The sequence below is a fragment of the Schaedlerella sp. genome (genome assembly GCF_056796775.1).
Genome location: NZ_JBQIKP010000097.1, coordinates 1 through 3,619 on the forward strand (window position 1 = coordinate 1; position 3,619 = coordinate 3,619).

Annotated in this window: 3 protein-coding genes and 1 pseudogene; 2 read left to right on the top strand and 2 right to left on the bottom strand. The window is 47.1% G+C overall.

Annotated features, from left to right (window positions below; translation table 11 throughout):
• Nucleotides 1-1,328: MSCRAMM family protein (locus ACTOY7_RS21445; protein WP_482672802.1), on the top strand; the 1,328-nt coding region annotated here is incomplete at its 5' end.
• 286 nt (nt 1,329-1,614) lie between these two features.
• Here ACTOY7_RS21445 and ACTOY7_RS21450 read toward each other — a convergent pair.
• Both ACTOY7_RS21450 and ACTOY7_RS21455 read right to left on the bottom strand, forming a co-directional pair.
• Nucleotides 1,615-1,950, bottom strand: a pseudogene (locus ACTOY7_RS21450) (transposase); the annotation flags it as partial.
• A gap of 44 nt (nt 1,951-1,994) precedes the next feature.
• Nucleotides 1,995-2,843: a tyrosine-type recombinase/integrase gene (locus ACTOY7_RS21455; RefSeq protein ID WP_482672306.1), complete on the bottom strand. Its 849-nt coding sequence runs from the start codon at nt 2,841-2,843 to the stop codon at nt 1,995-1,997.
• A gap of 285 nt (nt 2,844-3,128) precedes the next feature.
• On the opposite strand from ACTOY7_RS21455, the gene ACTOY7_RS21460 reads away from it, so the two are divergent.
• The gene (locus ACTOY7_RS21460) at nt 3,129-3,377 is read left to right on the top strand and encodes a DUF3781 domain-containing protein (RefSeq protein WP_160284102.1); all 249 of its coding nucleotides are present in this window, start codon (nt 3,129-3,131) and stop codon (nt 3,375-3,377) included.
• The last annotated feature ends 242 nt before the right edge of the window (nt 3,378-3,619 follow it).

The following is a 3,619-nucleotide window of genomic DNA, read 5'->3' on the forward strand; positions in this document are numbered from 1 at the left end:
AGGATACGCCGGTGGTGGAGCAGACCGCAGAGTTTGAAAATGAGCTGCAGAAAGCGGAGATCTCCGTTGTAAAGAAAGATGCCCGCAGCGGAGGCGTGATCCAAGGAGCTGTATTTGGCCTGTATACAAAAGCTGACATTATAAGAAGTGGAGAAACCATCGTAAAGGCAGATACCCTGCTGGGGGAAGCAGCCACAGGAGAGGATGGGAAAGCTGTCTTAGAAACCGCCCAGGGTTATCTCTTAGATGGGGAAATCCGGGAAGTGGACTTGACCTACCGGGACCAGGATACCCCGGTGGTGACATTTTCCACGGACTGGCAGAACCAGCGCCAGAAGGTGGAGATCCAGGTGTTGAAAACAGAAAAGGATTCCGACCGTGCGGTGCCGGGGACGGTATTTTCCCTGTGCGCAGGGGAGGACATCACCAATGCCGGGGGAGACGTGCTCCTGGAGGCGGATACCGTCATCGAGGAAAAGGCTGCGGATGCCGAAGGGAAACTGACATTTACGGCAGACCTGCCGGTGGGCTTTTCTTATTACGTGAAGGAGACCGCTGCGGCTCCCGGGTTCACCACCATGGGGGAAATGCAGGAGTTTGACATCCCGTCCGAAAATATGGGAAGGACAGCCGTACCGTCTGTGCTCTGCTTTGAAAATGAGACAACCGTAGTGGAGTTTTCCAAAGTATCCCTGACGGACGGAAGCGAAGTAGAAGGCGCGAAGCTGCAGGTGACAGATCCCGACGGAACTGTGGTGGACGAATGGATTTCCGGGAAGGAACCCCATATCATCCGGGAACTGGAGGTGGGAAAGACCTACCGGATGACAGAGACCCTGCCTGCGGAAGGGTATGTGACCGCCAGCCCCATCGAATTTACCGTAGAAAATACGAACGAAGTCCAGAAGGTGGAGATGAAGGATGACGTGACCAGGGTAGAGATCTCAAAGACAGACATTGCCGGGAAGGAACTGCCGGGAGCGAAGCTGACGGTCTATGACAAGGACGGGAAGGCGGTGGAGAGCTGGGTTTCTGAAGACAAGCCCCACTATATGGAAATGCTGCCGACCGGGGAGTATACGCTCCATGAAGAGAGTGCGCCGGAGGGGTATCTGTTAGCGGAGGACATCCGGTTTGAAGTCCGGAACACCGGGGAGATTCAGAAGGTGACCATGAAGGATGAAAGGAAGCCGGAGATCCCGGACACCCCGAAGACCGGGGACCGGTCAGACTTCCTGTTCTGGCTGCTGCTTATGGGGCTGGCCTGCATTGGTGTGATCGCGCCGGTTGTTTCCTGTTTCCGGGATCTGAAAAAGGGAGGTAAGTGATTCGGTGGGATTGCGACAGACTTGACAGATCAGGAAACGAGGCTGGAAAAAGCAGTCTTGGCTTTTTTGCAACTGCCCTTTCGTTTGCATCAGTTTCGATTTTTCCTGGTTGAACAAAGGCGCATCCGGGTAGCCGCTGTATATGGGCTTTCAATTTTGACGCTCTTTGCAAAACAGTATATTGGATACCTGTGCATATGGAGAGAGAGTTTTTTAAAATCATTTCCAGCGCACCACGAATAAGCCTCCATAGGAAGCATTTTTAAAAATATTCAGCTGCTGGTATTCAACATAATAAGTGCGGCTCAGGTCTTATGTAATACCTGCCAGATGGCAGAGGGATGATGTTCCCTCCGCAGGATGAGCATTTGCAGACATCCTTGTTATAGAGCAGCTTGATCATAGCGGGCGTATCAAGATCCTTAAGCCTGGAAATGTATTTCTTACAGCCAAGCAGGTTGCGGCATAGTGTAATCTTCCTGTTTTTATTCCGGGAAGAAAGCAGGCCGTAATGCCGGATCCGCACAAAACGCCTGGGAGGAACATGCATCAGAAATCTCCTGATGAATTCCTCACCGGAAAGTGTGAGTTCCTTCCATTGCCCATGTTTTTTTTCATAATCAGGATAAAAGCGGTTAAACACATCCTGTACCGTGCAGTTTTCGTTCATGACCCACCGCCTTCCGAAACATCAAAAGGGCTGCGGATTCCAAGCAGCGTTTTGTTGCTTACATGCAGATATACATCTGTAGAGCGGGGATCGACATGGCCAAGAAGTGACTGGATATATTTGATATCCACCCCGTTTTCGAATAAGTGGCTGGCAAAACTGTGACGGCAGGCGTGGGAAGACACGCGGCGTATTATGCCGGCCTTTTTAGCGCTTGCTTTGAAAAACTGGTTAACGCTTGAAATATCGAGGTAATCCCCAGTCCATGAACTCGGGAAGAGAATGCCCTTTGGTCTGCCGCACTGAAACCAGTATTCGGTAAGCAGGTCGAGATTCCTCTGGGAAAGAATCGTATATCTGTCGATGCGGCCTTTTGTTTCCCGGACATGGATGGTCATGTTAGTACGGGAAATATCATCATAGTGCAAATGGACAGCCTCAGATACACGCAGCCCGGAAGAATACATGGTAGCGATGATCGCCTTATGCTTGAGGTTATCAGTCGCTTCAATGACGGCATTGATCTCCTGTGGCGTAAGCACAGTCGGAAGATTCCGCTCACGCTTCATGGCAGGGACTTCCTCGTCATCCCAGGTAATCTTCAGGACTCTTCTGTAGAGAAACTTGATAGAGGAACGATAGTGGTTATGAGTTTCAGGGGACCTGCCCGCCAGACGTTTCATGGTAAGAAAGGCATCTGCATCCTCAAGCGTGAGGTCAGTAACAGGCTTATTGGTGCAGCGCAGGAAATAGCTGACATTACTGCAATACAGTTGAATTGTCCGTTCCCTAAGGTTGCGTTTTTCCGCAGCTTGGCGGATGGATTCAAAAATATCTTCGTACATAAAAACCTCCATGATAAGTAGTATTAAGTGTTTAAAGTGATGTCTACTTACCGGGGAGGTGCATTGGCATCATAATTCCGGTTGCGGAAGACACCAAAAAATGTTATTGTATTCATAGGCAGTGGAGGTCTCCGTATTTGATTGTTTTGTGTGGTAACTTAACAATACCGTATTGCGGAAGATTTTTCCACTGCTTTTATTTAGAGGGACGTAAAAACTGCGCCACAGCCCTGGCAGGCCATTGCGCAGCGATTTTGTTCAATCGGAATTTGAGGAAAAGAAAGAATGGAAGATAAAAAGATATTACTTGATAATATTGACAAAATTCATACAACTGAAATGGGAGTTGATAGAATTAGAAGAAACCTAAAAATAGATACAGTAGATGTTGTTGAGTATTGCAAAAATAAGGTGTTGGATAAAAATTGTAATATATACAAACAGGGTAAAAATTGGTATTGCGAAGTTGAAAATATCAAAATTACTATCAATTCATATAGTTATACAATTATAACAGCACATATTGTTAAGTAAATTCCAGTTTATCGAGAAGTTAGGTATAACCTGAATCCGTGAAATTGGTTGTTTTTATGAAGCCAATCCTAAATCTGATTGGCTTACTCTTGATAAATTGTCCTTCAAAGACAGTATTTTAATGAATGATGATTGATTTTGGCTCTAAATGACAGTTAGGAATACTGGAAAACCTTAAAAAATGGCATACTTTCCCCTTGGTTTTTCATATGGTTACCTGGTAGGACGATTTTACAATTGGA